The organism is Mesorhizobium sp. 131-2-1, assembly GCF_016756535.1.
Taxonomy (GTDB): Bacteria; Pseudomonadota; Alphaproteobacteria; order Rhizobiales; family Rhizobiaceae; genus Mesorhizobium.
On the sequence record NZ_AP023247.1, the window covers coordinates 6,124,998 to 6,148,701 of the forward strand.

Annotated in this window: 23 protein-coding genes; 5 read left to right on the forward strand and 18 right to left on the reverse strand. The window is 60.5% G+C overall.

Annotated features, from left to right (window positions below; all coding sequences use genetic code 11):
- Both ccoO and ccoN read right to left on the reverse strand, forming a co-directional pair.
- Positions 1-732, reverse strand: coding sequence for a cytochrome-c oxidase, cbb3-type subunit II (ccoO, locus tag JG743_RS29600; protein WP_010914031.1), 732 nt, complete (start codon positions 730-732; stop codon positions 1-3).
- 11 nt (positions 733-743) lie between these two features.
- Positions 744-2,354 (reverse strand): cytochrome-c oxidase, cbb3-type subunit I, encoded by a 1,611-nt coding sequence (gene ccoN, locus JG743_RS29605; protein WP_202295857.1) that lies wholly within the window; start codon positions 2,352-2,354, stop codon positions 744-746.
- A gap of 129 nt (positions 2,355-2,483) precedes the next feature.
- Between ccoN and JG743_RS29610 the strand changes: the two genes are divergently transcribed.
- Positions 2,484-3,023: a hemerythrin domain-containing protein gene (locus tag JG743_RS29610; protein WP_010914029.1), complete on the forward strand. Its 540-nt coding sequence runs from the start codon at positions 2,484-2,486 to the stop codon at positions 3,021-3,023.
- 3 nt (positions 3,024-3,026) lie between these two features.
- Here the strand turns inward: JG743_RS29610 and JG743_RS29615 are convergent, their stop codons facing one another.
- The gene (locus JG743_RS29615; RefSeq protein WP_202295860.1) at positions 3,027-3,782 is read right to left on the reverse strand and encodes a Crp/Fnr family transcriptional regulator; all 756 of its coding nucleotides are present in this window, start codon (positions 3,780-3,782) and stop codon (positions 3,027-3,029) included.
- Between the two features lie 157 nt (positions 3,783-3,939).
- Between JG743_RS29615 and hemN (JG743_RS29620) the strand changes: the two genes are divergently transcribed.
- Positions 3,940-5,289: an oxygen-independent coproporphyrinogen III oxidase gene (gene hemN, locus JG743_RS29620; protein WP_202303087.1), complete on the forward strand. Its 1,350-nt coding sequence runs from the start codon at positions 3,940-3,942 to the stop codon at positions 5,287-5,289.
- Positions 5,290-5,826: 537 nt separating this feature from the next.
- On the opposite strand, the gene JG743_RS29625 is transcribed toward hemN (JG743_RS29620), so the two are convergent.
- From JG743_RS29625 to JG743_RS29690, 14 genes are all read right to left on the reverse strand, one after another.
- A complete protein-coding gene (locus JG743_RS29625; RefSeq protein WP_010914026.1) occupies positions 5,827-6,096 on the reverse strand; it encodes a DUF2274 domain-containing protein in 270 nt (89 codons plus the stop codon).
- 12 nt (positions 6,097-6,108) lie between these two features.
- Positions 6,109-7,323, reverse strand: a complete 1,215-nt coding sequence (locus JG743_RS29630) for a TrbI/VirB10 family protein (RefSeq protein WP_202295863.1) — start codon at positions 7,321-7,323, stop codon at positions 6,109-6,111.
- Positions 7,324-7,334: 11 nt separating this feature from the next.
- Positions 7,335-8,363 (reverse strand): P-type conjugative transfer protein TrbG, encoded by a 1,029-nt coding sequence (gene trbG / locus JG743_RS29635; RefSeq protein WP_202295866.1) that lies wholly within the window; start codon positions 8,361-8,363, stop codon positions 7,335-7,337.
- Positions 8,360-9,085 (reverse strand): conjugal transfer protein TrbF, encoded by a 726-nt coding sequence (gene trbF, locus JG743_RS29640; RefSeq protein ID WP_202295869.1) that lies wholly within the window; start codon positions 9,083-9,085, stop codon positions 8,360-8,362. The genes trbG and trbF overlap by 4 nt, the downstream gene beginning before the upstream one ends.
- Positions 9,086-10,408: a P-type conjugative transfer protein TrbL gene (trbL, locus tag JG743_RS29645; protein WP_027033454.1), complete on the reverse strand. Its 1,323-nt coding sequence runs from the start codon at positions 10,406-10,408 to the stop codon at positions 9,086-9,088.
- A gap of 31 nt (positions 10,409-10,439) precedes the next feature.
- Positions 10,440-11,165 (reverse strand): P-type conjugative transfer protein TrbJ, encoded by a 726-nt coding sequence (gene trbJ, locus JG743_RS29650; protein WP_065004902.1) that lies wholly within the window; start codon positions 11,163-11,165, stop codon positions 10,440-10,442.
- Entirely contained in the window at positions 11,162-13,612 is a 2,451-nt protein-coding gene (gene trbE, locus JG743_RS29655) for a conjugal transfer protein TrbE (protein ID WP_202295872.1), read from the reverse strand. The genes trbJ and trbE overlap by 4 nt, the downstream gene beginning before the upstream one ends.
- Positions 13,606-13,878, reverse strand: coding sequence for a VirB3 family type IV secretion system protein (locus JG743_RS29660; protein ID WP_006329217.1), 273 nt, complete (start codon positions 13,876-13,878; stop codon positions 13,606-13,608). Before JG743_RS29660 ends, trbE begins: the two co-directional genes overlap by 7 nt.
- Positions 13,878-14,186 (reverse strand): TrbC/VirB2 family protein, encoded by a 309-nt coding sequence (locus JG743_RS29665; protein ID WP_010914020.1) that lies wholly within the window; start codon positions 14,184-14,186, stop codon positions 13,878-13,880. The genes JG743_RS29660 and JG743_RS29665 overlap by 1 nt, the downstream gene beginning before the upstream one ends.
- 10 nt (positions 14,187-14,196) lie before the next feature.
- Entirely contained in the window at positions 14,197-15,165 is a 969-nt protein-coding gene (gene trbB, locus JG743_RS29670) for a P-type conjugative transfer ATPase TrbB (RefSeq protein WP_202295876.1), read from the reverse strand.
- Positions 15,162-15,575, reverse strand: a complete 414-nt coding sequence (locus tag JG743_RS29675) for a hypothetical protein (protein WP_006329210.1) — start codon at positions 15,573-15,575, stop codon at positions 15,162-15,164. The genes trbB and JG743_RS29675 overlap by 4 nt, the downstream gene beginning before the upstream one ends.
- 118 nt (positions 15,576-15,693) lie before the next feature.
- On the reverse strand, positions 15,694-17,724 hold the full coding sequence (locus JG743_RS29680; protein ID WP_202295878.1) for a conjugal transfer protein TraG: 2,031 nt from the start codon (positions 17,722-17,724) through the stop codon (positions 15,694-15,696).
- A gap of 666 nt (positions 17,725-18,390) precedes the next feature.
- Positions 18,391-18,780 (reverse strand): hypothetical protein, encoded by a 390-nt coding sequence (locus tag JG743_RS29685; RefSeq protein WP_172352291.1) that lies wholly within the window; start codon positions 18,778-18,780, stop codon positions 18,391-18,393.
- Complete coding sequence (locus tag JG743_RS29690; protein ID WP_202303184.1) at positions 18,771-19,166, reverse strand: hypothetical protein; 396 nt, start codon at positions 19,164-19,166, stop codon at positions 18,771-18,773. Before JG743_RS29690 ends, JG743_RS29685 begins: the two co-directional genes overlap by 10 nt.
- A gap of 245 nt (positions 19,167-19,411) precedes the next feature.
- On the opposite strand from JG743_RS29690, the gene JG743_RS34335 reads away from it, so the two are divergent.
- Positions 19,412-19,759, forward strand: coding sequence for a ZinT/AdcA family metal-binding protein (locus JG743_RS34335; RefSeq protein ID WP_244672973.1), 348 nt, complete (start codon positions 19,412-19,414; stop codon positions 19,757-19,759).
- A 1-nt stretch (position 19,760) separates the two neighbouring features.
- Here the strand turns inward: JG743_RS34335 and hemN (JG743_RS29700) are convergent, their stop codons facing one another.
- The gene (gene hemN, locus JG743_RS29700; RefSeq protein ID WP_202295898.1) at positions 19,761-21,086 is read right to left on the reverse strand and encodes an oxygen-independent coproporphyrinogen III oxidase; all 1,326 of its coding nucleotides are present in this window, start codon (positions 21,084-21,086) and stop codon (positions 19,761-19,763) included.
- A 507-nt stretch (positions 21,087-21,593) separates the two neighbouring features.
- Between hemN (JG743_RS29700) and JG743_RS29705 the strand changes: the two genes are divergently transcribed.
- Both JG743_RS29705 and JG743_RS29710 read left to right on the forward strand, forming a co-directional pair.
- Positions 21,594-22,241, forward strand: coding sequence for a hypothetical protein (locus tag JG743_RS29705; RefSeq protein ID WP_202295901.1), 648 nt, complete (start codon positions 21,594-21,596; stop codon positions 22,239-22,241).
- A 185-nt stretch (positions 22,242-22,426) separates the two neighbouring features.
- Complete coding sequence (locus tag JG743_RS29710) at positions 22,427-23,590, forward strand: porin (protein WP_202295904.1); 1,164 nt, start codon at positions 22,427-22,429, stop codon at positions 23,588-23,590.
- Positions 23,591-23,704: the final 114 nt, after the last annotated feature.

The following is a 23,704-nucleotide window of genomic DNA, read 5'->3' on the forward strand; positions in this document are numbered from 1 at the left end:
TCAGCGGTAGCCGGCTGCATCGTCATAGGTCTTGAAATCGACCAGTGTTCCCAGCATTTGCAGATAGGCGACGAGGGCATCCATCTCGGTCACCTGCTGCGGATTGCCGTCCAGATCACCGAGTTTGGCTTTCGGATAGCGTTTCTCGACGCCGGAGGCATCGGCATTCGGGTCGGCCTGGGCCATCAGATCGGCATTGGCGTGCGCGATCATGTCATCGGAGTACGGGACGCCAACACGCGCGTTCGCAACCAGATGCGTCGAGAAGTCCTTCACCTCGATCGGAGCGTCCTTCAGGAACGCATAGCTCGGCATGATCGATTCCGGCACCACGGAACGTGGATCGGAAAGATGTGCGACGTGCCATGCGTTCGAATAGCGGTCACCGACCCGGGCGAGATCGGGCCCGGTGCGCTTCGATCCCCATTGGAAGGGATGATCGTACATCGACTCGGCGGCCAGGCTGTAATGGCCGTAGCGCTCGACCTCGTCCCGGAAAGGCCTGATCATCTGGCTGTGGCAGAGGTAGCAGCCCTCGCGCACATAGATGTTGCGTCCGGCGAGTTCCAGTGGCGAGTAGGGCCGCATGCCTTCGACTTTCTCGATCGTGTTGTCGAGATAGAAGAGCGGCGCAATCTCGACGATGCCGCCGACGGTCACCACAAGAAGAGAGCCAACGAGAAGAAGCGTGGCGTTCTTCTCGATGATCGCGTGTTTGTCCATCAAGCCCATTGTCTGGCTCCCTATTCGGCAGGCCGGAGGGCGGGCTCGGAACCTGGCATTGGTTGCTCTTCGCGCTCGTGGCCAAGAATGGTCATGGTCACGTTCCAGGCCATGAGCAGGGCGCCGGTGAGGTACATCGCACCGCCGATGGCGCGCATGACGTAGAAGGGATGCATGGCGGCGACGGTTTCGGCGAAGGAGTAGACGAGGAAACCCTGCTCGTCGTATTCGCGCCACATCAGGCCCTGCATGATGCCGGAAACCCACATCACCGCGGCGTAGACGACGATTCCGAGCGTCGCCAGCCAGAAGTGCCAGGTGACGAGCCGCAGCGAATAGAGACGTTCACGATTCCACAGTTTCGGCACCATGTAGTAGATTGCGCCGAACGAGATCATGCCAACCCAGCCGAGCGCGCCGGAATGGACATGGCCGATGGTCCAGTCCGTGTAGTGCGACAGCGAATTGACCGTCTTGATCGACATAATCGGACCTTCGAAGGTCGACATGCCGTAGAAGGCGACTGCCATCACCATCATGCGGATGATCGGATCGGTGCGCAGCTTGTCCCAGGCGCCAGACAGCGTCATCAGGCCATTGATCATACCGCCCCATGACGGCATCCACAGCATGATCGAGAACGCCATGCCGAGCGTCTGCGCCCAGTCGGGTAAGGCGGTGTAATGCAGGTGGTGCGGGCCGGCCCAGATGTAGAGAAAGATGATCGCCCAGAAGTGGACGATCGACAGGCGGTAGGAATAGACCGGCCGGTTCGCCTGCTTGGGCACGAAATAATACATCATGCCGAGGAACCCGGCGGTGAGGAAGAAACCGACGGCGTTGTGGCCATACCACCATTGCGTCAAGGCGTCCTGGACGCCGGAGAAGGCGGAGTAGCTCTTCGAGCCGAGGAAGGAGGCCGGCATCGACAGGTTGTTGATCACATGCAACATCGCGATGGTCACGATGAAGGACAGGTAGAACCAGTTGGCGACGTAGATATGCGGCTCCTTGCGCTTCAGGATCGTGCCGAGGAACAGGATGAGATAGGCGACCCAGACGATGGTAAGCCAGATGTCCACATACCATTCGGGTTCCGCGTATTCGCGGCTCTCGGTGATGCCGAGCAGGTAGCCGGTCGCGGCCATGACGATGAACAGCTGGTAACCCCAGAACACAAACCAGGCCAGTTTGCCGCCAAACAGCCGGGCGCGGCACGTGCGCTGCACGACATAGAGAGACGTGCAAAGCAAAGCGTTGCCGCCGAAAGCAAAGACGACGCCGGATGTGTGCAGCGGCCGCAGCCGGCCGAAATTGAACCAGGGTTGGATGTTGAGGTGAGGGTATGCCAGCTGCAGGGCAATGATCACACCGACGAGCATGCCGACGACGCCCCAGAATACCGTTGCAATGGCTCCGTAGCGGATTGGGCCATCCATGTAGGCGGAGGTGTCGACCGGAGCCGCCGGCTTGAAATCTGTGTTGCGCAGCAGGATCGCGGTAAAGCCAGCCACGGCGACGAACAAAACCCCCATATGCTGGCGAAAAGGTCCTTCTACGCCGAAGCCGGCAGCCACCAGGGCCGCAAAAGCAAACAGGCTTAGAACGACGATCTCCGTGCCGAATTTCATGACATGTCCCCGACCAGGATTCCAATGCGCGGACGCCAAATCCGCGGTGCATTAATTCCGTAGTTGCCGCCTGCTCGCCCTGATCCATGTCAGAGCCGCACGATTTTGCTTCGGGCAGCATCGAGTTCGGTGCAATCAGAAGGTGGCGATTTGAACAAGGAAACGCAGCACGGGCCAACCCGCTCATGGACAAGTGCGGCTTTCTCGCGCCAGGCCGGCACAGAGGCGATTCCGGGCGAGGTCATGAAGCTTGCCCATCGGGAAAAGCTGGAGCTCTGCTTCTCGCTGGAAAGCATTGCCGATGCACTGCCGAACGTCGACCGCCTCAAATGTCTTGGAACGGCCAAGAAGATCGTTCCGCTGCTCCGTGACATTCATGGGTTTGAGGAGAGGGTGATTTTCCCTGCGTATGAGGCGCACTTGACCCCGGCCGAGGCCAAACTTGCCTCTACCAGCCGGTTGCGCATCGAGCACCTTGAGGATCAATGCTTCGCTGGCGAGGTGGCCGAAACGCTCCTAGCGATCGGTCATGGTGATCCGATAGAGAGCGCGGAAGCTGTCGGATTCATGCTACGCGGCTTCTTCGAAGGCTTGCGGCGACACATCGCTTTCGAACGCGAGCATGTCCTGCCGCGGATCGTAATAAGCGACGAAGGCCCCGACGCTTAGGTCTCATTCAAAGGCCGGTTGCCGCGCGCCTCGGCCGCCGCAGCGCTGCTCCAGCCGGCTCATGCTGTCGACCGTTACATGGCGTTTGCTCTCGATCCGGATCACGCCGTCAGCCCGCAATCGCGTAAGCTGGCGGCTCACGGTCTCGTTCGTCAGTCCAAGGAAATCAGAGATGTCGGCACGTGTCAGCGGCAGATCGAAGCATGCCGACCCAGCCGCCGGGTCGATACTGGAATCCATATTCCGGGCGATCATGAGGAGAAAGCTCGCCACCTTCTCCGGTGCGGTCTTGCGCCCGAGAGTCACCATCCATTCAAGTGCCTCGTCGAGTTCGTCCAGCGTCTGCTTGAGCAGGCGATGCTCGAGTCCCGGTGATTCCTTCATTATCCGTTCAACGGCCGCCTTCGGAAACGAGCACAGCGAGACGGAGGTTGCCGCTTCCACATTGATCGTGCTTTTCACCTTGAAGGGCCGTCCCAGAAAATCCGGTGCGAACCGAAGACCGACAATCTGCTGGCGGCCGTCCGAAAGGCACTTCGTCAGCTTCACAACGCCTGAAAGCAAGTTTGAATAGCTGTCGACGGCCTCGGCGTCGGCGATCAGTTCGACCCCCGGCTCGAGCTTGTGCCGCGACGAAGTTTTGGCGAGCCCAACCAAATGGTTTGGATCGAGCGCAGCGCAGACGCCGCGAAGTCGTGCTGCGCAAGACAGGCAAAGAACGGGAATGCCGGAACTGTGAATGTCTTGCCGTACTGTCATTACGCTCGCGCTACCGATCCCAAGTTTCGACAGGATAGCAAGCGATGGCAGAGAAATCCTTGCGGCAGTTTGTCCGTGCTGGAGGCTGACCGAAATCAGGGCATTGGCTCTTCGACGCGTCCAGACTTCCGGCGAGGCAAAAACGGCGGACCACCAAATGAGACCGGAATTAGCTGCCAGGCTTGGCGAGAACGTCCCGCGTTATACCAGTTACCCGACCGCGCCGCATTTCCATCCTGGCGTCGACGCTGATCTCTATCGAAGCTGGTTGAAGGCGCTCGAAAGCGGTGACGAGGTCTCGCTCTACCTGCACATCCCTTATTGCGACCGGCTGTGCTGGTTCTGTGCGTGCCATACAAAGCAGACCCGCCGCTACGAGCCGGTGGCTTCGTATCTCCGCTCGCTTCACGCGGAGATCGCGACTGTCGCCGGTCTTGTCGGCGGCAAGGCCCATGTCCGCGCCGTGCATTTCGGCGGCGGCTCGCCGACCATGCTGAAGCCCGAGGATATGACAGCCTTGGGAACTGTCCTGCGGGATAGCTTCGATTTTCTTGCCGATGCGAAGATCAGCGTCGAAATCGAACCCAACGACATGGACGAAGCCCGCCTTGATACACTTGCCGAGATCGGCATGGCGCGGGCGAGCCTCGGCGTTCAGGATTTCGATCCGAAGGTGCAGAAGGCGATCAATCGCGAGCAGAGCTTTTTGCAGACCAAGGCGGTTGTAGACGGCATTCGCTCTCGCGGCGTAGGGTCCGTGAACCTCGATTTGCTTTACGGCCTGCCGCATCAGACCAGGGAGAGCGTCTGTTCCACCGTGGCGCAGGCGCTGACTCTGGAGCCGGACCGGATGGCGCTGTTCGGCTACGCGCATGTGCCCTGGTTCAAGAAGCATCAGACTATGATCGACGAGGCATGGTTGCCGGGTCCGGCCGAACGGTTCGCTCAGTGGCAAATTGCCGCCCGTCTGATCATGGGCGCCGGATACGAGGCGATTGGAATAGACCATTTCGCCAGGCCGGATGATGCGCTTGCAGTCTCGGCTCGCGCGGGAACAATCCGCCGCAATTTCCAGGGCTACACCGAGGATCGCTGCGAAACACTGATCGGGCTCGGGCCGTCATCGATCAGCCGGTTTCGACAGGGCTATTCGCAGAACATGCCGTCGACAGCCGAATATGGACGCATGGTCGAGGGGGGACATCTGGCCACGGTCCGCGGCATCGCGTTTTCCGAAGATGACCGTGTTCGCGGCTGGATCATCGAGCGCTTGATGTGCGATTTCGGCTTTTCAGCAGCCGATCTGGTGGAACGCTTCGGGGAAGCCGGACAAAAGCTTCTTTTCCAAGCAAGCTCCATCGCCATTGGCGACCCTGCTCGACCGCTTGAACTCCAAGGTGACAGTTACGTCGTATCGGCGGAAAGTCGTCCCTTTGTAAGGAGCATTGCAGCGAAGTTCGACAAATATTTCGAAAGTGGAACGGCCAGGCACTCAGTGGCAGTCTGAGTGCCACAGACGAACGTCACCGTCTTCAGTCGATCGCGAACCTCCTCAAAATCGCCGAAACCAGCAGCTAACAATTCGATAGTGCATATGACGCCACTTTACGATGCTGTGACGACGCGGGTATTTCCCAAAGGGGGTCGCATGGCAGAGGGCTGGGACCCGCCGGAACCCTGCAGGCAGGGCTCCACTTCGTATCCGCCCAAGCAGGTTGGATTGTTCGGCCCAGTCTTTCACTGAATGTCAGCGACGCACCCCATTGCGGCTTCCGCTACTCAGCGCTGCGGCTCTTGAATGCCCCTTTGAGATGAGCTCATTCTGAGTAACAACCGCACGGCGTTCCCACGGGTCTGAAACCATGCATCAGTGCGGCTAGCACGCCCTGCGCCTGTTCGCGGTTTCCGGGCCGCCCAGGCACTTACTTGACCTCCAGCTGCTCGAAGTTCGCGCATAGGCCTTACATGACGGATCGGTAGGCCGCGACCGCCGGGAAATTAGGCACCCGGGCGGCTGCGCCAATTGACCAACTTTATGCTTCGATTACTCGGAATCTGAACCTGACACGCGTCGCGATTTCTCTGACATGCCGGCGGGCAAGCTTTCCTTTCTGGCCTTGGCAAACGCTCTGTCACCTTCCAGAAACCCTGCCAGCATGAAAGGTATGAGTTCCGCTACCGTTTCAGACTCGCCATAGGTCTGGCGGTAAAGCGCCGCATAGTCCTTGAGTGCTTGGTTCAGGTCCGCGCTAACGGTGATGGTCATCTTCGAAGGTGTCCGGTCCGGAAGCTTTCCAAGTTTCAGATCTGCCATGATTACTCCTGTTCAAGTCGGGTATGGGCGCAGCACAAGATCCTTGTGTACAATCACGCGTAGGGGCCAACCGGGGCGGACGATAATGGTGGGTTGAATATTCAGGTTCTTTTCGGTGATGCGCTGGCCGGCTTGACTGATGTTTTGCTGAGTGGATTCCCGGATCGCCTTAACTAGGTCGCTTTCGTTTTCCCCAAAGCTCAACTCGGTACCAACGCCCAGTAGCGTCGCTAGAGCAACTCCCTTGATCAGCTGCCAGGTGTGAAAATCGACCTTGTCTTCAAGCCCAGCATAGCCGGCAGTATCCGTCGCTGGCAGATTGTCGATTTCGATCGAGGAACCGTCGGGCAGGATTATTCGCTGCCAGACCAGCAATGCGCGCCTCTGCCCAAAAGCCACGACGCTGTCATAAGTGCCGATGAGGCGTGAGCCTTGCGGAATGAGCACAATGCTGCCGGTGACTGTGTCGTGCACATTCTCGGTGACCTGCGCGACGACAAGGCCAGGCAAGTCGGAATTTATGCCGGTGACGAGACTGGCCGCGATCACGCTGCCGGCCATCAGTTGGTAGGGCGAGGCCGGCGTCTGCAGCGCATGCGGATTGTAGATCCCGCTTGTGTTTCGCTGACTGACAAAATCGAGCTTGCGCTGTTGGTTGTTCTGGTCACCCTCGGCTGGGGCAACGGAAGCTGACGTGCGCGTCGCTCCGGATTGCGGAAGCGCCTCAGACGGCTGCTGCGCACTCGGCCCGCCGCCGGCGACATCTCTCTGTCTGGGTCGATTGTCGATCCGGAACAAGACTTGCGACTCGCGCGCCTCAATTGCTTGCTGGGCAAGGCGCTGCTCCTCGGCGGAGATATCCTGCCCTGGCGCGATGCCGAGCTGACGTTGGCGTTCAAGGATGGGGCGACCGAGGTCGCCGGGCAGTGGCGGTCCGAGCACAGGGGCCTTCGGCATGATCCCGGAATAGTCCTTGGGAAGCGCTTCTAGTCCCTCGGCGGGTGGCTTGCGCTCGGTGTTATAGCGGTCCTCTGCCTGGTGCTTGATACGCCATGCCGGTCCTTGAAGCGCCATCATCGTGACGCCCAGAATGGCACCGGATCCGACTGCAGCGATGGCGATGATCACACCGCGCCTGAATCGGACAGCGCGGCGGGGCGAGGCTCGCAATTGCAGCTGCTCGGGATCGAGTTTCGGCGGCGCATCGGATCGGGAAGTATCGGTCATGAGCGCTCCCCTCACCTGCTGGGCCGCGCAAAGAGCGGAATCCGCCGCGGCGGTTGCCGGCCGTCAGTCCTGGTGATGCGCACCACCTGCTGCTGCTTGCTGCCTAGACGCAGTTCTGCAGCGCCAAAGAGGCGATCGACGATGTAGTAGTTGCCGCGCATGCGATAATTGACGAGCTGGCTGTCCCCATCGGCACCGACGATGAAGAGAGGAGGCGCTTCACCCTGATCAATGCGACGGGGGAATTCGATATAGACCTTGCTGCCATCGTCGAAAGCGCGCGTCGGCCTCCAGGGTGGTGTTTCGCCGGTGATTGAATACCGAAAGCGGATATTCTCGAGCGCCACATTCGACGCCACCGGCGTGGCAGCCTCGGCTTGGGCGTTGCGCTGGCGTAGCGCGATGATCTGGTCCTCGCTATAGGTCCAGGAGATCGCCGCCATTGAGGTCTTCTCGGTGCTTTGAAGCTGCAAATGGTAGGTGCGTCGTTCCGTGGTGATCACCAGATTTGTGTTAAGTCCCGGCGCGAAGGGTTTTACCAGCACATGGGTGCGCTGATTGTCACCGGTGCCGCTGACGGTATCGCCGATCACCCAACGCACCGTGTCGCCGGCCGACACGGCTGTTAGCTTCTCGCCCGGCTGGAGTGCGATATCGGTAACGCGCTCCGGCGCGGCATAGAGCTGATAGAGTGCGCCATCGGCGAATGGATAGACCTGAACCGCATTCACGTACCCATACCTGGTGGGTTGCTGCGTCGCTGCTTTATTGGCATCGGAGACCCGTTCTTCAGGAGAGCGCTTGTCATCGGCCACCCTGCCCGGATCGGGCTGTAGCTGACCTGGCAACGGCAGCGGCTTTGGCACTTCGACTATCTTGACCGGCTTCTCCGGCGGCTTCTCGATTGCGGCTGGTTTGAAATCGGCAGCATCATAGGAAATCTCAGGCGGCGGTACCGGCTTCGACGCGCAGGCGGAGAGGACTGCTGTAGAGGCCGACAGGATCAGCACGGCACGGACCGACGACATTCTATTCTTCATTGGTGGACTCCTTTTGGGGAAACGGACGTCGGCGCAGCACTGTCGAGCTCGCGCGACCAGTCGATCGCATTGATGAAGACGCCGAGCGGGTTGTTGCGCAGTTGGTCAGTATTACTTGGCGGGCGGATCACGATGGTGAGGATCGCGGTCCAGCGCGTCGTGCTGGCAAGGCTGCCGCGCTCAAAAACCTGCTCGGCCCATTTGACCTGGAACGAGCTGTCGGAAGCCCTGACCACGCTGGTCACTTGCACCGACACGCTGCGTGTGCCGATCTGGCCGAAAGGATCGTTCGCCTTGGCGTACTCGTTGAGAAAGAGCGCCGCGCGGTCGGTGGCGAAGTCATAGGCCGAAAGCCAGTTCTGCCGCACCAGCACCGGATCGGTGGAAACGGAACGGACATTCTGAATGAAGCGGCCGAGATGCCACGCGATCTGGGCATCGGAGGGCTCGTAGCCCCGGATTGCCGGCGCAACGGCGCGTGCCTCGCCGAAGCCGTCGACCTCGACGACGTAAGGCACGACGCGGCTCTGCATCGACTGCCACACGAGTCCGCCGGAAAGTCCGGCCGCCAAGGTCAGACAGCCAAGAGCCATGAACCGCCAGTTGCGGGCCTGCACTCGAGATGAGCCTATGCGCTCGTCCCAGAGCTGCGCGGCCTTCTGATACGGCGTGACCGGCTCGGGCGTCTTGCCGTAACGTTGAATGGGTCGCTTGAATAGCATTTAGTCGTCCTTGTCGTTGAGAGAGGGATTGGCGCTGCCTCCCGGCCTGTCGCCTTCACGGACGGCCTGCATGGCGGTGTGACGGTGGGCACGGGCTGTCTGTTCGGAACGCAGGCGCCTGGCCCAGCCGGGCGCGGCATCAGCGACCGGACCAGTAGGGCTTCCGGTCATGGATGCGGTCGGCGCACCACCGGTCGCGGTCCAGGCAGCTTCGCGCCCGGCATCAACGCTGCGCCCGAAGCCTCCTGCGGCAGATCGTGCCGCCCGCATTGCGGCGCCGCCGGCGGCGCTGGTCACACCATGCATTCCAGCAGCTACACCGGACAGGCCGGACTCGGGCGATGTTGCGCGCCCGATCTGCCAGGCCGTAGAAGCCGCTGACCCCATGGTCGTGCCGGCACGGAGTGCGGTGAGACCGCTGCCGGTTGCCGTGCGCGCGCCGGCAAATGCTGCGCCTGCGGCAACGAGCGATGCACCGGCTGCGGCTGCCGTGGTTCCAAGTGCGGCGCCCGCGCCAAGCTGCGGCGCGCCCGAGACAAGACCGGAGGCTATCCCAGGTCCGAAAATGCCGAGACCAAGGAGCGCCAAGGCGCCCAGGACCTGTGACATGGCGGCGGCCAGATCCGGCTCCTTGCCTTGCAGCGCGGAAGCGAACTCGCCAAAGAGCGTGGAGCCGATGCCGATGATGACGGCCAACACCATCACCTTGATGCCCGACGAGATGACATTGCCGAGCACGCGCTCGGCGAGAAACGCTGACCGGTTCCAAAGCGCGAAGGGCACAAGAATGAATCCGGCCAGAGTGGTGAGTTTGAATTCGAGGATGGTGATGAAGAGTTGGATGGAGAGGATGAAGAAGGCGATGATGACCAGGAACCAGGCCACGAGCAGCACGAAGATGGTGAGCGCGTTGCCGAAGATTTCTGGGAAGCCGAGAAGCTGGCTTGCCTGATCGAGAAGCGGCCAGGCGCCCTCGAAACCGGTTGCGGCAATGCGGCCCGGATGCAGGAGATTGTCGGCGGAGAGATTGCCTGAGGACGCATTGATGCCGAGGCCAGCGAAGGACCGATAGATGATGTCGGCGAGGTTCTTGAAGTTATTCAAGATGAAGGCAAAGACGCCGACATAGAGCACTTTGCGGATGAGCCGGCCGAATATGTTGGGTTCGCCGCCGAATGCCCAGGCGAGGCCGGCAAGTGTGACGTCGATGCCGATCAGGGTCGTGGTAAGGAAGGCGACATCGCCCGAGAGCAGACCGAACCCGCTATCGATGTAGCGGATGAAGGTCTCCATGAAGCGATCAATGACCCCAAGGTCGTTCATGCCGCCTTCCTCGTCGTCAAGAGATTGGTGATCAGTTGCCGGGATAGGCCGTGCCTGTGCCGAGGAAGCGCTTTGTCGTCTCGCGCGCGGCCTCCTCGGACTGCGCCTTGCGCGCCGCATCCTCGGCCTCAGCGCGGAACTGCGTTGCGAGCAGCGTCTGGATCTGCATCTGCTGCTTGGTCGAAAGCGCAAGGAGCTGGTTAGTGGCCTGACTTGCCTGAAGCGCACCGGCCGCGCCTTGGCTGCGGTTGACGAGATCGGCAAGCAGGTCGCCATCACCGCGAACATTCTCGACGATCTGCGACTGAACACCCATGGTCTGACGGAATGCCTGCATTGCGCTTTGCCAGCGGTCACGTGCGGCGCTCGCTACATCGCTGACCTTGATCGTGGCGTCGTAGCTTTCCGGATATTGATTACGCCACTGGTCCTGAAGCTTGTTGAGATCAAAGCTCAGGCCACTTGCCTGGTCCATCAGACCGTCGATCCGTTGGAGCGAGCCGGTAAGCTGACCCACGGAAGAAAAATCCAGACTCTGAAGATTGCGTGCCATGTTCTGCAGCACGGTCGCCTGGTTCTGGAGCGACTGGATCTGGTTGTTGATCTGCTCCAGCGAGCGCGCCGCCGTGAGCACGTTCTGAGCGTAGTTCGACGGATCGAACACGATGAGCGCGTAGGCCGGCTGCACGTAGTCGGCCATCGGCTTGGCGATCAACGAAAGGGTGATCAGGCCCGAGAGAAAGCGGCGCCGCATCATGACGATTGCTCCTTGGTTGGTTGAGGGAATTGCTGGAGAAGCTCGGCCGCCCAATCGAGGCCGCGGGCGCCGAGGAAGCGAAAGACAAAGCTGTCCTGCCCGTGCTCGGACAGGACCCTGTCGATCAGGCTTTGCGCGGCTGGACCCGAGGCGCCGCAAAGTGCAAGCGCGATGGGGCCGAGCCCGAGCTCGAAGAGACGGTTGCCGCAGCGCGACTGCAAATAGTAGTGCCGCTTCGGCGTGGCCCGGGCGATCAGTTCGATCTGCCGGTTGTTGAGACCGAAGCGCTCATAGGCAGTCCGTGCCTGCGGTTCCACGGCACGATCATTGGGGAGAAAAATGCGCTGTGGGCAGCTCTCGATGATCGCCGGCGCTATTGCAGAGCCGGCGATGTCGGCAAGCGACTGCGTGGCGAAGATCACCGATACGTTCTTCTTTCGCAGCACCTTCAGCCATTCGCGGATGCGGGCAGCAAAAAGCGGATTGTCGAGATAGACCCAGGCCTCATCGAGCATGAGCAGCGTCGGTCGCCCGTCGAACCGCTCCTCAAGGCGATGGAAGAGATAGGTGAGCACAGGCAGCACAGCGCTTTGGCTATGCATCAGCTCCTCGGTCTCGAAGCACTGCACATCCGACAAGGCCAGCCGATCGTCATCGGCATCGAGCAATCGGCCGAAGGGACCGTCGAGCGTGTAGGGCATTAAGGCGGACTTCAGTGCATTGGACTGAAGCAGGACCGACAGACCGGTCAGCGTGCGCTCCTGCGCCGGCGCGGTGGCGAGGCTGTTGAGCGCCGACCAGATCGCCTCCTTCACCTCCGGCGTGAGGGTGACGTTCTCATGGGCAATCAGGCCGGCGATCCATTCAGCTGCCCAGCTGCGCCTACCCTGATCACCGATATTGCGCAGTGGCTGGAAGGCAAGCGCACCGTCCGAACCCAAGACATGATGCTCTCCACCCATGGCGAGCGTTGCCGCGCGCGCCGAATTGCCTTTGTCGAAGACATAGACCTGCGCGCCGGCATAGCGACGAAACTGCAGGGCGATCAGGGCAAGCAGCACCGATTTTCCGGCGCCGGTCGGTCCAACGATCAGCATGTGGCCGACATCTTCGACATGGGAAGAAAGCCGGAACGGAGTCGACCCGCTGGTTTCGGCGATGAGGAGCGGCGGGGCCTCTCGTCCAGTGACTCCAGCCAGATGCTCGTTCGCCGCAGGACCGGCCCACACCGAGGAAAGCGGCATGAGATGGGCAAGGTTCAGCGTGTGAACGAGCGGCTGACGAACGTTGGCATAGACATGACCCGGCAGCGAGCCGAGCCAGGCTTCGACCGCATTGACGCTTTCGCGGATGGTGGTGAACCCGAGCCCATTGATGATGCGCTCGACCGCGCGAAGTTTCTCAGCGGCGGCTTGGCGATCCTCGTCCCATACCGTCACCGTTGCAGTGAGATACCCGAAGCCGACATGATCGCCGCCCAACGCCTGAAGTGCTTCATCGGCGTCGAGCGCCTTATTGTCGGCGTCGCTGTCGACGAGCGGAACGGGTTCGTTGCTTACAACCTCGCGCAGGATTGCGACGATCGATTTGCGCTTGGCAAACCACTGCCGGCGCAAGCGGGTCAGCGTCTTGGTGGCCTCGGTCTTGTCGAGCGGAATGAAGCGCGTCATCCAGCGATAGGCGAAATCCTGATGATTGAGGGCATCGAGGATTCCGGGCCGGGTGAGGTTCGGAAAGCCGAGGATGGTAAGTGTGCGAAGATGTTGCTCACCCAGCATCGGCTCCAAGCCGCCGGTAAGCGGCACATCGACCAGGATGCCGTCCAGATACATTGGCATTTCCGGCACGGCGACCGGATGGCGGCGGGTCGAGATCGTGTCGTGCAGGTATGTCAGCGTCTCGGCGTCATCGAGCGGACGCACTTCGGGCATGAAGCCCGACAGAAGATCCAGCACACGGTCGGTCTCGTCACGGAACCGCGCCATCTCCTGGCGCCAGTCTCTTTCGCCTTCTGAATGATGCGAGTCGACGAGCGCGCTTTCCGCCCGCGCCTGGGCGTCCGGTGGCGGCATGGACAGCAAGGTCAGGTGATAGCGGCTCTCGAAATGCGCGACCTTGCCTTCGAAGGCAGCACGCCGTTCTTCATCAACCAGCCATGACGCCGCGTCCGGGAAACGCGAGGACGGATAGCCCAGCGCTTCGATGCGCTCGGCCTCGAAAAACAATGTCCAGCCGGAGCCAAAGCGTCTAAGCGCATTGTTGGCCCGGGCGCAGATGCCGATGAGTTCGGCTTCGGTCGAGCTTTCCAGATCGGGCCCGCGAAACCGAAGAGTCCGCTGAACGCTGCCGTCCTTGTTGAGCACGATGCCGGGCGCCACCAGTGCTGCCCAGGGCAGATGGTCGGCAAGCCGGTCGGCCTTGCCGCGATATTCCGAAAGGTTCAGCATGCGAGCCATCCCCTCAGGCGAAGGTGACGGACAAGCACGCTGGCAAAGTCGGGATCGCGCCTTGCGGCAAAGACCGCGAGCGTGTGGCCGCCAAGCCAGAGCACTAGCCCGGCAATCCATTGCTGCAAGCCTAGTCCGATGGCCGCAGCCACCGTGCCGTTGAGGATCGCCACCGCCCGCGGCGCGCCGCCCAGCAGGATCGGTTCAGTCAAGGCCCGGTGAACGGGAACCTCGAAGCCCTCGATATGTTGCACTCCGGCGGCCATCAGACGAGCGCCCCGCCGCCGAAGGAGAAGAACGAGAGGAAGAAGCTCGATGCGGCGAAGGCGATCGACAGGCCGAAGACGATCTGAATCAGCCGGCGGAAACCGCCTGCAGTATCGCCGAAGGCAAGGGTCAAGCCGGTGGTGATGATGATGATCACCGCGACGATTTTGGCGACCGGTCCCTGCACCGATTCCAGGATCTGCTGCAGCGGCTGTTCCCAAGGCATGCCGGAGCCGGCAGCGTGCGCCGGAACTGTGAGAAGAAACGCGAGCGCGGCAAACGAAAGAAAGCGGAGCTTCTTGCGCATAAGGGGCCTTTCAGAGTTGCTGGAGTTGCGGAGGCGTGAGTGGGGTGAGGGCGTAGTCGCCGCTGCCGTCGAGACCTGTGACCTCAGCGATTGCATCGATGCGGCGCGACGAGCCGCGCCCCGCGATGAAGACGATGAGATCGATGGCATTGGCGATGAGGCGGCGCGGCACGGTGACGACAGCTTCCTGTGCAAGCTGCTCGATGCGATAGAGGGCAGAGCGCGCCGAATTGGCATGAACCGTGGCGATGCCGCCGGGGTGCCCGGTGTTCCATGCCTTGAGCATGTCCAGCGCTTCCGCGCCCCTGACTTCACCGACGATGATGCGGTCGGGGCGGAGCCGGAGCGTCGAGCGCACGAGATCGGCGAGTGTGACCGAGCCCCGCCTGGTTCTCAGGGCAACGCAGTCCTTTGCTGCGCATTGCAGTTCGCGGGTGTCCTCGATGAGGATCACTCGCTCGTCGCATTCGGCGACTTCGGCCAGCAGCGCATTGGCAAGCGTCGTCTTACCCGACGACGTGCCTCCGGCGACAAGGATGTTGCGCCGTTCTCGGACTGCCTTTATCAACGCATCGGCCTGCAGCGGCAACATGATGCGATCCGCAACATAGTTGGCCAGCGTGTAGAGCTTTGCGGCTGGTTTGCGGATGGCAAAGCAAGGCGCCAGCACGACAGGCGGCAGCAGTCCCTCGAAGCGTTCGCCCGATGGCAATTCGGCGCTGACAATCGGATTGTCCGCATGCGCCTCGGCACGCACGTGGGAAGCGACCAGGCGGATGATGCGTTCCGCCTCGGAAGGATGCATATGCACGGCCGTATCGATTCGGCCTTCTCCCAGCCGGTCGAGCCGCAGCGCACCATCGGGATTGACCATCACCTCGATGACCAATGGATCGGCCAGCGCCTCAGTGATCGTCGGACCCATGGCGGTGCGCAGCATGGCGCGGCGTCGGTGGTCGGCCTCTGGATGAGCGCTCATCCTTCCCCTCCTCCGCCATTGTCTTTGCCAAACGAGCGTTTCCCCGATGCGATCTGGCGACCGACCTGCTCGACGAATTTGTCGAAACGCTCCTGAGCAATCGCCTGCGTCGCCTTGTCCGGAACAGGCGTGTGGGCATGAAGCGTGATCGAAAAGCGGATGAAGAGCGCCAAGCTTTCCAATGTCATGTCGACATCGCGCCTGACGTGACTGAGGTCGCGGGAAAGACGGTCCAGCCTCATGCCATAGCGCCGATCGAGTTCATTCTCGCCACGCCGCTCGATGAAAGCTTCTACGGCCTTCGCGACGACCGCGGATTTTGTGGTCGAGGGATCGCGGCTGAGGTTGTCCAGCTTCTCGCTCAATTCCGGTTCGAGCAGAAACTGGTGACGAATGCGGTGGGGCTTCATGCGCTTGTTCCAACTGGCCGGCGCTGGCGGGCCGGCGGCGGAACAAGCATTATCGAGATGCCCAAAATTGCTTACGGCCGTTATCTACGCTGAGATACGCCCGAGCTGCGGAAAGCGTTCAGAAGCCGGGGACGATATCCTTATCATCGTCCCTTCCCTCGTTGATGCCATAGGCACCTGCGACGGTGGAGATCCGGTCCATGACGCGCTTGTCCGCCATCGCCTCGCTATCATCGTCTGCGGGTCTGGACAGATCGTCCTGGTCCGGTTCCTGGGTGACGGCGGTATGTTCTTCGGGTAGGCCAGGATGGCGCTGCTGCTGAATCCCTCCCTCGTCCGCAAGCGCGGCGCCAGCGCTTTCATCGTCGGACGCAAGACGACGGTCGACGCCGCGTACTTGCCCAGTCCAATCGTCCGGCCGCGACATCGGGCAGTCCGCGTAGGGTCCGTCGCGCAACACCGGCGAAGGCAGCACCCGCTCGGTGAAATTGTGATCCTCATAGTATCGCAGCTTTTTGGCCCGGATGGGGGGCAGTCCCGAAACCAGCACCAGTTCGTCCGCGGGCGGCAATTGCATCACCTCGCCCGGTGTCAGCAGCGGGCGGGCGGTTTCCTGGCGGCTCACCATGACATGCGAGAGCCAAGGTGCCAGCCGGTGGCCCGCATAGTTGCGCATGGATCTGAGTTCCGTGGCCGTGCCAAGCGCGTCCGAGATTCGCTTGGCCGTGCGCTCATCATTGGAGGAAAAGGCAATTCGCAAATGGCAGTTGTCCAGAATGGCGTTGTTGTCGCCATACGCTTTGGAGATCTGGTTCAACGATTGCGCGATCAAGTAGGCACGAATTCCGTAACCGGCCATAAACGCGAGCGCGGTCTCAAAGAAGTCGAGGCGACCGAGCGCCGGAAACTCATCCAGCATCATGAGCAGTTGATGCTTGCGGCTCTTCTTTGGGTCACCCTCGAGGCGCTCCGTCAGCCGCCTGCCGATCTGGTTCAGGATCAGTCGCACCAAGGGCTTGGTGCGCGAGATGTCCGATGGCGGCACGACCAGATAGAGCGACATCGGCCACTCCGCATCCATCAGATCGGCAATGCGCCAGTCGCAGTCCGATGTTACCGCCGCCACGGTCGGATCACGGTAGAGGCCGAGAAAAGACATGGCGGTCGAGAGGACGCCTGAACGTTCGTTCTCCGATTTGTTCAACACCTCTCGTGCCGCCGAGGCCACGACGGGATGGACCTCAGGCTTATTGACCGAGCCGAGATGGTTGGTCGTCATCATTCGCCGCAAAGTCGCGGCAAACGAGCGTTGCGGGTCCGACAGAAAGGTGGCGACGCGGGCAAGAGTCTTTTCCTCTTCGGCGTAGAGCACGTGCAAGATAGCGCCGACGAGGAGTGAATGACTGGTCTTCTCCCAATGATTCCGCCGCTCCAGCGCGCCTTCCGGATCGACTAGAATGTCGGCGATGTTTTGGACATCGCGAATCTCGTCCGAACCTTTGCGTACCTCCAGCAGCGGGTTGTAGCGGGCCGATCGCGGATCAGTCGGATTGAACAAAAGGCAATGCGAGAACCTCGACCGCCAGCCGGAGCTCAGCTGCCAGTTCTCGCCTTTGATGTCGTGAATGACGGCCGAGCCGGACCAGGAGAGAAGGGTTGGGACAACCAGTCCGACGCCCTTGCCGGAACGTGTCGGCGCAAAGGCCATGACGTGCTCAGGCCCGTCATGACGCAGATACCGGTCCTTCAGTTTGCCGAGGAAGACGCCTGCCGGCTGAAACAGCCCTGCTTTCTCGATCTCCCGCGTCGCCGCCCATCGAGAGGAGCCATAGGTGGTGACCAAGCCGCGCTGGCGCGCGCGCCAGAGGGAACCAGCGATCGCAGCGGCACAGCCCATGAATCCACTGGTGCCCGCAAGCATGCCCGCCTTGTCGAATACCTCGGGCGCATAGGCATCGAATTGGAACCACCATTCCAACAGTTTCCACGGCTCGTAGATCGGCCAGCCAGCCGCGACAAACCATGGCGCGCCGAGTTGTTCCTGAAAGGCTAGCATATGAGCGCACCATTGCGTGGCAGCCCACACGCCGAGGAGAACGATGGCGAACACAATGGCGATCTGCCCAATCAGAAGCTTCGTGGGCGTCACTGGCTTGCTCCGCTGTTCTGGAGAGATGGATCGAGCATCGCCCGGGACGGCCGGAACAGGAATGCGCCCTATGTACGACTTGGTGCGATGAGAGGCTGTTTGGCGCGCCGTTTGCTCTCCTTCGAGGTGTATCAATATTCGCGCATTCCCGAGGACTGCTACGTCGGAGGGGACTCATATCGGTCGTGCCTATCGTGAGCACGTGGTCGGCGAGCTGGCGGTGGCGTGCGGGCAAGCCGCTGAGGAAATTCTGAACATCGAGTCCGGTCTGAGGTACAACAAGCCTATCGAGATCGGATCGCGAGGTAGCCCTGCCCGCCATGGGAATTCCTCAGGCGAGTACCGACTTATTGGGCGCTGCCTTATAAGTGGAAGGCGCCTTCCCGTTGCCTCTATCGCAGATAAGTTACCTTCCGGCCTTCGCGCTGGGTTTCCCACCTGGACTGCGTTTCAGTCTCAATTCGCTGTGCTTCTTGTGAGCCAGACACCATTTCTCGGACGGTGGATTGACGACATTCATTGTCCGACAAGCCCTCGCCGGCGATCTGTTGGGCAGAGGCGGCTATCACCCCGGCCGTGGCACATCCGCGCGCTGCAGAACCTCGATGAGCCGCCGGCTCAAACGCCCAGGCGGATGCAAAGATCCACAGATGCGTTCCGCCAGCCCTAGTTGCCAAGCATATGACCGGCATTTCGCAACGCGTCGAGGAAGAGGCCGGCATGGTGAGTGACATCGAATTTGGCCTGCATTGACACCGGCATGCTGGTCCAATTCTCCAACGGTGCAATGAAGCGGGAGAAGGTATCGTCGATGACGCAGTAGCGGCTAATAAGGCCTTGTCTGTCCAACGCCAGCACACCAATCTGCCCGCCTCGATATCGGATGGCTGCGAGCCGTTGGACCTCGGCGTCATCATCGATCCGCACATCGAAAAGCAGGTTTCCGCGGCTCCTCGCGGCTATCTCCGCCGCTTTGTCATTGAAGCTCAAGCAGAGTGAGCGGACGCTTTCCACTGCCATCTGGAAAACCAACAAATCCAGTTCATTCACGGCCATGTGGGCAGTTGAGCCAATAAATGGATGATTGCAATGTCGCACACGGCTTGTTCACAGGTGTCGGCGACTGATTGTTCGTGGCTTTCTGTCCGCTGCCGGCGATGGAATATTTGAAGGACGGCGGGTCCCGTATTTCCTGTCGCGTTGGCAACCGCGGCGGCCACCTGCCGGGCGGCAGCGGCAGAGACAATGTCATAGACAGGTGGAAGCGTGGGCTTTCTGCCCTTCAATAGTTCCCTGACCATACAGATTTGCACGCGCGGCCGCAGCTTGCCGCCCGCCTCAACTTCGGCTTCTCTGGCAGCACGTTCCATTGCTGCGGTCGCCTTGTTGAGCGTCACCAGAACGCCAAGCTTCGTGGCTGGCAAGATCGCCAACTCGCTCAAGCTCACGACCTCTATTCGATGGACGGGCACGGCCGTGCATCGCCGCGGCAGGGGACAACATCGTCGTGACCGACCCTCAAGCCCTATATCGTGTCGGCGGGATCGTTCAGCAGGAACGGCGAGATCGCCGTGGAGGGCAAGCCCTTCTACATCGTGGCCGGCGGCGGGAGCGGCAAGATCCACGATCAAGCAGCTGAGAAAGATCACGCATATAGCCACGATCCCGCGGTCCAGCCGATCTACATTTGAGGACGACCAGATCAAGCAGCGCGCCCTGTCGAATTTGGGTCCGGGATTGGCAGTTGGTCTATCCCTTCCTGACGATGGAACGCTCGATCCAGTCATGGCTTATAAGGCGGAGAGCGGCGACCAGAGCGCAGATGAGTACGCGCCTACTACGAGATCGGCTATCGCACCAATTCGAGCGGATCACGATCGATGGCGACACCGTGGCATTCTTCGAGGGCGGGAAGCCGCTTGAGGCCTGCTTCCCTGGCGACGGCTGTGAAATCCTGACCTCGAAGAAAGGAAACCGCATGGGCGTCAAATTCCGCTTCGGCGTCGCCTTGGCCTCCTCACACTTGGTTGGCTGACTCAGCGGGCAACCCGGTCGAGAAAAGCGTCGAATGCGGCAGCGACAACGCGCATCGCAAAGCGATGCTGCCGCCGTACGCGGACAAAACCCTTTTCGATGTCCACAATCCCGTCCTTGGCAAGCATCGCCAAGCGTTCAGCTGAATCGAGAAAATGGATCGGATCAGATCCGTGGGCGGCACAGATTGCCGGCACATCGGCCTCGAGATCGCACATTAGTCGCTCGATAATTGCGGCTCGCGCGCGGTCTTCGTCGGTGAGACGGTAGCCCTTTGACGTCGCCAGACGGCCAGCCGCGATGTGCCGGCAGTAGGAATCCCGTGTAACCTCGTTCTGAACGTAGCCCTCGCCGACACGCCCGATAGCCGACGCGCCGAAACCGATCAGGGTTTTGCAGGTGTCGGCCGAGTAGCCCAGCGAGTTGCGCCGCAGGCGACCGGTTTTCTGTGCCAGCGCGAGATCGTCGTCCGGCAAGGCGAAATGGTCGAGCCCGATCTCTCGGTAGCCGGCGGCAATCAGCGTCACGGCAATGGCCGCATCCTGTTCGGCGCGGGCAGCGCTGCCCGGAAGCGATGCCTCCTCGATGAGGCGCTGATTCTTAATAAAGGACGGAATGTGCGAGTAGCCGAACACCGCAAGCCGGTTGGGGCGCATGGCGACCGCCGCCCTCGTGGTCTCGACGCAAGACTGCACCGTTTGATGCGGGAGACCAAAGATGAGGTCGAAGTTGATGCTTGTCACTCCATGCCGACGCAGCATTTCGACGGCAGCCGCCGTCTGCGCCTCACTCTGGACCCGGTTGATCGCTTTTTGAACAATGGGATCGAAGCTCTGCACGCCGAGGCTCGCGCGGTTCACGCCGGCTGCTTGCAAGGCTTCGGCCATATCGGCCGTGAACGTGCGTGGATCGATCTCGACGGCGATCGTAGCTGTTTCCGCAAGCGCAAAGTGGCGGCGCAGGAATTCCGTCAGGGCGAGGAACTCAACTGGCCCCATGAGAGTTGGCGTTCCGCCGCCGAAATGCACATCGCTCACGGGCAGCGCCTGCGGCGCGTGCTCCGAGACCAAACGTATCTCGTCACGCAGCGCCGCCAGATAATTAACGATCGGCGCATCATGGCGGGTGATGGTGGTGGGGAAGCCGCAATACCAGCACTTTGATCGGCAGAACGGAACGTGCAAGTAGAGTGACGCCGGATCGTTAGCCGGTAGGTTCCTGAGCCATTCCTCATAAGCGTCGGCGCCGACCGCCCCAGAGAACTCCGCGACAGTCGGATAGATGGTGTACCAAGGCAGGTGGGCTTCGCGATGTTTTGTGGTCTGCAACAGTTACCGTCCCATGTTGTTGCCTTCCATCCTTACCACTGCGCTCTCCTGTGTCTTTGCGCTATATCAGTCCGGTCCGCTTTGGGCCCGATTATTTCGCAGCGATAGCCCCATTCAGCCTTGGCTGGACAGCGATGGTATGAGCACGCGCTGGTCAGCGACAAGCGCCGTGGGTTTCCCGTCGAGACTTTCCCGCACACCGTTTGGTGCTACTATCCTATCCTATCCCCTCCCTTCAGCGTCCGATGGAACGCAGCATGCCCCGTCCGACCAGTCGATTCGGCGTTGGGACCAGACTTTTGCTCGCCGGCTGGTGCGTAAGACGGCGTCACGTAGCGATACCTGGCATCTCGATGAGTTCGTCGTATTAATTGCCGGCACGAGGCTTTGGCTGTGGCGCACCGTCTGTCAGAGCGGGAATTGTGCTCGAGGAGACCGTCCAGGTCCGCCCCTGCCAAGGCTGCAAGCCTGATGAACCAATTTAGAAAGTAGCGCTACGCCAGGCGCATGATCACCGACAAATCGCGCTCCTGTGGCCCGGCAAAGCGCCGGAGTGAAGCGCAACTCAAGCATCGCTCGCAGCTGACAATCGAGCGAATTCGCATGTGCTTCCGTAAAAACAAAAATGGCCCATGCACGGCTTCCGATTCAGAGAGGGGCTTACAACGGCTCGTCTCGACCTTCCCGCCTTTCGGAACCACTTTGTCCGGACTAGCTGGAAAGCTGGTGCACCTCGCCACCGCCGAGGTGTGGCCCTTCGCCCTAACGAGGACGCTTACGCCTAGGCATGTCGGCATCAGTGGGGCATCTCGGCTGACGTACCGAGCGGTGCACTCGCATGATGTCAACAATGTCGAGGCTCAAAACAAACAAAAGCTATCGCCATTGAACGATACTGTCGCGAACCGAACAGACGAACCATGTCCGAAACATTTGCTTTTCGTGCTCAGCTTGACCCTCAGAGCAAAAAAAGGAAACGCAAGCCAAGGTCCGACGGCAAACTTGAGTGTCAATCGTAGCTTGGTCGTGAGGTTGGCACGTCGCTTGCGGGGTGATTTTCTGAAGCCGGTACGCCCGCAGCTATCGGAGATAATCATGGCGATCGACCCAGAAGTGTTTGATTCCTCCCCCGGGCATTTCAAGCAGGTGATATGAGAACAACATCTTATCGCGTGGAAGTATGATTCAGATTCATCGCCTCTGTTGTTGAATCATTATTATGACCCGTGCGTCATACTGCGATGGGCGCAGCGCGATGTGCATCGTTTTCGATTGTGGGACAGGAAGGGCTGGCTCGTTCGTTGACGTCCCCTTCTTTAATATTTGAACGGAGATCAAGAATGAACATCAGGAGCCTCCTGCTCGGCTCAGCTGCGGCCCTGATCGCCGTTTCCTGTGCCCGAGCCGCCGACGCCATCGTCCTGGCCGAGCCTGAGCCCGTTGAATACGTCAAGATCTGCGACGTTTACGGCGCTGGTTACTACTACATCCCCGGCACCGAGACCTGCCTGCGCATCGGCGGCTATATCCGTTACGACATCGGCCTCGGCGATGTCGTGTCGCATGACAAAGCTAGAACCACGGATGTGAAGACTGGCGAGGCCCAGGGCATATGGCAAAACCACACGCGTTTCACATTCAAAACTTGGACCGGGCAAGAGACCGAACTCGGTACATTGCAGACCTACATCGAGACCCGCATGAACTACGGCAAGCACACGGCCTATTCCGGTTCGGACAGTCCTCGATACCATGCCTTCAGCCAAGGCATCACGTTGACTTTCGCCTGGGTTCAGCTTGGTGGCCTCCGAGTTGGCAAGGACTGGTCCGCCTTCGACATGTTTATTGGCTACGCGGGCGACGTGCTCAATCAGATGCTTATCCCGTACGGCGCCTTCGATACTAATGTGGTTCAGTACTACTTTGACGCCGGTAACGGCTTTTCGGCTGTGGTTTCACTCGAAGAAGGCTCGGGCCTGGTCGGCACCATCGACAGCTACGTTCCGCACCTAGTCGGCGGAGTGAAATACACACAACACTGGGGCGCGATCACCGGCGTTGTCGCTTATGATAGCAACTACGAATCGGTCGCGGGCAAGGTCCGCATCGACGTCGATGTTACCGACCAACTCTCGCTATTCGGAATGTTCGGCTACGGCTCCAGCGGCAAGCTCAACGATGACGTCACTAACGCAATCGACGCTCATGGTCGCGGGTTCTACAAAAGTTGGGGCGGTAACTGGGCTTTCTGGGCCGGCGCCACTTACAAGCTCAATGAGACAACTTCGTTGAATCTTCAGCTCTCGGGTGATCAGCTCAGGAACTATGGTGTCGCTGCAAACGTCGCCTATACGTTTCTTGCAGATTTCACAATTACAGCCGAACTCGACTATGACCGCTACGGCGACTTCGCCGTCGGCAAGGTCGACCCTTCCATTAGCTGGGCGAATGCCAACAAAAAGAGCAGTGTCGGCGGCATCCTCCGTTTCGAACGTTCATTCTAACGGGAGGAAGAGCTTCATCTCGGTGCCTCAGGCGGCGAATGACGATTATGCGGGGGACCTGCCACGCCTGCGGCAGATAAGCGCTGGCACGTTTGCAATCGGATACAGCTGCGA